Source organism: Sodalinema sp. (genome assembly GCF_046483825.1).
Lineage (GTDB): Bacteria > Cyanobacteriota > Cyanobacteriia > Cyanobacteriales > Geitlerinemataceae > Sodalinema.
On record NZ_JAWOCL010000181.1, the window covers coordinates 1 to 3,862 of the forward strand.

At 53.6% G+C, this 3,862-nt stretch carries 4 protein-coding genes; 1 reads left to right on the forward strand and 3 read right to left on the reverse strand.

Annotated elements, in window-relative coordinates; translation table 11 throughout:
* Positions 1-172: 172 nt before the first annotated feature.
* Positions 173-1,450 (reverse strand): phosphoribosylamine--glycine ligase, encoded by a 1,278-nt coding sequence (purD, locus tag R6U67_RS11885; RefSeq protein ID WP_410252746.1) that lies wholly within the window; start codon positions 1,448-1,450, stop codon positions 173-175.
* Positions 1,451-1,617: 167 nt separating this feature from the next.
* On the opposite strand from purD, the gene psbQ reads away from it, so the two are divergent.
* A complete protein-coding gene (gene psbQ, locus R6U67_RS11890) occupies positions 1,618-2,118 on the forward strand; it encodes a photosystem II protein PsbQ (RefSeq protein ID WP_410252747.1) in 501 nt (166 codons plus the stop codon).
* Positions 2,119-2,342: 224 nt separating this feature from the next.
* Here psbQ and hemL read toward each other — a convergent pair whose 3' ends face one another.
* Both hemL and R6U67_RS11900 read right to left on the reverse strand, forming a co-directional pair.
* The gene (gene hemL, locus R6U67_RS11895) at positions 2,343-3,641 is read right to left on the reverse strand and encodes a glutamate-1-semialdehyde 2,1-aminomutase (protein WP_410252748.1); all 1,299 of its coding nucleotides are present in this window, start codon (positions 3,639-3,641) and stop codon (positions 2,343-2,345) included.
* Positions 3,642-3,662: 21 nt separating this feature from the next.
* Positions 3,663-3,862 (reverse strand): hypothetical protein (locus tag R6U67_RS11900; RefSeq protein ID WP_410252749.1); only part of this gene is annotated, 200 nt, incomplete at its 5' end.

The following is a 3,862-nucleotide window of genomic DNA, read 5'->3' on the forward strand; positions in this document are numbered from 1 at the left end:
CTGTATCCTAGAGGAATTGACGGTTTGCAAATGTAGCCTAGGCTACCGTTATAAATCGATGACTTAATTACAAAATTGATGAGTTGTCAAGGGGGTTAAAAAAATCTCCCCGTCTCAATCGCAGACCTAGAGCGGGGAGATTTGCGTCAATTGATGACCATTTCGGCGAGGGTTAACGAATCCGATAGCCAATATCGGTGCGGAAATAGGCGTTTTCAAATTCAATTTTGTCTACGGCGGCGTAGGCGGCGGCGATCGCCCCAGGGAAGTTTTCGGCCACCGCCGTCACCCCTAACACCCGTCCGCCACTGGTGAGGAGTTGTTGCTGTTTGAGTTGGGTTCCGGCATGAAAGACGATCGCACCCGCCTCCTCAGCTTCGGCAATTCCGCTAATAGCTTTACCCTTTTCATAGTCTCCGGGATAGCCCCCTGAGGCCATCACCACACAGACGGCGGCCCCTGGATTCCACTCTAGGGGAGGCTGTTGGGCTAAGGTTTGGTCAACGCAGGCCTGTAACAGGGTATCGAGGGGAGTTTCGAGTAACGGTAACACCGCTTGGGTTTCCGGGTCACCGAAGCGACAGTTAAACTCTAAGACCTTAATTTCTCCCGAGTCGCTGACCATCAGCCCAGCATATAAGATACCGCGATAGTCGATGCCACGTTCTTGTAGGGCCGCCAGGGTGCGATCGAGGATTTGCGTTTGGACCTGTTCCATCCCGGCTGTCGATAAGACTGGGGTGGGGGCATAGACGCCCATTCCGCCGGTATTGGCTCCGGTATCCCCTTCACCAATGGGTTTGTGGTCTTGGGCCGGCAGCAAAGGAACCACCGTTTTACCGTCACAGAGGGCTAACACGGAGACTTCCTGGCCCGTCAAAAATTCTTCAATCACCAGAGTCTGGCCCGCGTCTTGGAAGCGTCCCCCGGCAATCTCATCAATGGCGGCGTGGGCCGCTTCGATGGTTTGGGCTACGGTGACCCCTTTCCCGGCCGCTAAGCCATCGGCTTTGACGACAATCGGCGCACCCATACGTTGCACATAGTCTTTAGCCGCTTGGCTATCTTGACGCTCAAAGGTGGCTGATTCAGCGGTAGGAACGCCGGCCTCGACCATGAGGGTTTTGGCCCAGGCTTTACTGGCTTCAAGCTGCGCCCCGGCTTGAGTTGGACCAAACACGGCCACGCCTCGCTCTTGCAGATAGTTGGTAATACCCATCGCTAGGGGTAATTCAGGGCCAACAACGACGAAGGGACAACCTTGAACCTGAGCAAACCGAGCGATACCTTCAAAATCCGTGACGGACATGGCCAGGTTAAAGCAGTTCGCCAGGCGGGCTGTGCCTCCATTACCGGGAACACAAAACACCTTGTTGACGCGCTTCGACTGAAGCAATTTCCAGGCGATCGCATGTTCACGACCACCGTTACCAATAACTAATACGTTCAAGTGAACCTCCTAACAGACGACCCGACCATCGGGGCGATCGCCATATCCTGCCAAGCCTGATTTTAACCTACTGACGCGCCGCAAACCATTTTCTATCGCCGCTTTTGGGGCAGATGTCCAAATTTCGGTAGAATGATCGAGTTTGCAGAGAATCCATGTCTAAAATAATGTCTAAAATGCAGTCGATTAAATCCATGTTTGGCATAGGCTCGCGTTCTCGTTCCCTCCTACTGAGTCTGCTGGCCGTGATGATGCTGTTTCTCGCCAGTTGTGGCGATGTAACCCAAACCCAAGCTCCCACCTACACCCCGGATCTGGTGCAGCGTTTGGAGTCCTATGCTAGTGATATCCAAGGAATGCGCGATCGCATGGGAGAACTCGAAGAACTCATCCAAGCCGAGGATTGGATCTATGTGGACAACTTTATCCATGGTCCCCTGGGAACGCTTCGTCAGGATATGACCCTGTTTAACCGTAATCTACTCCCCCAAGACCAACCTCGGGGCCGCGAGTTAGCCCGAGATGTCTTCCGTCACCTCGAAGCCATTAGCCTAGCCGCTGAAACCGCAGACTATAAAAGCGCTGCCAGAAACTACCAAGAAACGGTGGCGGACTTAGATGCTTTCCTAGAGTTGCTTCCTGATGTAACGGCGGATGCCAACAGTTAAGGCTCCAGAGTTCACGTTTGAGAGTTCACGGACAACTCTTTAGCATTGGCGCTAAAAACAAATAAAACGCCTACAGTGTAAGCGTTTCGGGTTTTTAATTCGTCCTGTCTGTTCTGGCTGATTCTATGAGTATCCCCCTCATCTCTACGAGGGAATCAAGCCGTCAGAGGGGACAAACTCCGGGAGTTTGCCCCCTCTCATTTTGCGATATTTTTTGGCGAGGGTTAGAGGCTCGCGAAAACCTCACGGGCCACGGCGATGGTGCGGTCAATATCCTCATCGCTGTGAGCTAAGGACGTAAACCCAGCTTCAAACTGAGACGGCGCTAGATAAATTCCCCGTTCCAACATACCACGGTGGAAATTGCCAAATTTCGTAGCGTCCGACAGCTTAGCATCCTCATAGTTATGCACCGGTCCCTCACAGAAGAACAGGCCAAACATGGCACTGAGGGAGCCACCACAGACAGTATGGCCGGCTTCTTGGGCGGCGTTCAGTAACCCATCCGAGAGCCGCTTGGTTTTCTCATGCAGTTGCTCATACACCCCGGATTTTTGCAGGTGTTCGAGGGTCTTAATCCCAGCGGTCATGGCCAAAGGATTCCCCGAGAGGGTTCCGGCTTGGTACATGGGGCCAGCGGGGGCCACCATGGACATAATATCAGCGCGACCACCATAGGCCCCAACGGGTAGGCCGCCACCGATGATTTTGCCGAGGGTGGTCAAGTCGGGAGTCACCCCGAAGCGTTCCTGAGCGCCCCCATAGGAAATCCGGAAGCCGGTCATCACTTCGTCAAAGACCAATAATGCGCCGTTGTCTTGGGTGAGTTCCCGCAGGCCTTCCAGGAACCCGGCATCGGGGAGAATAAACCCAGAGTTGCCGACGACGGGTTCGAGGATGACCCCAGCAATCTCATCAGGATTGTCCTTAAACAAGTCCTTCACCGCTTCGAGGTCGTTGTAGGGCGCGGTTAAGGTGGCGCTGGTGGCCGCCTTCGGAACCCCAGGAGAGTCGGGCAAGCCTAGGGTGGCGACCCCGGACCCGGCTTGAACCAGGAAGCTATCGGCATGGCCGTGATAGCAGCCTTGGAATTTAATGATTTTCTCGCGCCCGGTGAAGGCCCGCATCAGGCGCAATACCCCCATGCAGGCTTCGGTTCCGGAGTTGACAAAGCGCACCATCTCAATGGAGGGAACGGCGTCAATGACCATTTCAGCTAAGACATTTTCCAGGTAGCAGGGAGCGCCAAAACTGGTTCCTTTCTCCAGGGCCTCCCGTAAGGCGGCAATGACTTCTGGATTCGCATGGCCACAGATGGCTGGCCCCCAGGTGCCAACATAGTCAATGTATTGGTTGCCATCGACGTCCCAAACATAGGCGCCTTTAACTCGGTCAAAGACGATGGGTTGACCGCCAACGGATTTAAAGGCTCGCACCGGCGAACTCACGCCACCGGGCATAAGTTTTTGGGCAGCGGCAAAGATTTCTTCCGACTTGGTTGTTTTTAGTGTCGTATAAACCAAAGCAGGCTCCTTAATTGATGTCTAACGGATTAAAGTCAATGTCGCGCAGGATAATGTCTGCGATAAAATTGCATGTTTGTGGAAACTCGAAACTTCCATCTTAACTGACAACGGTTCGGATGCAATTCCCTGGGCACTCTGAGCTGCAAGTTCGGCTGCAGCAAACAAGAGGGCAACCAGAAAGATACCGTAGGGCCGTTTGTAGCCAAGAAAAATTGCAA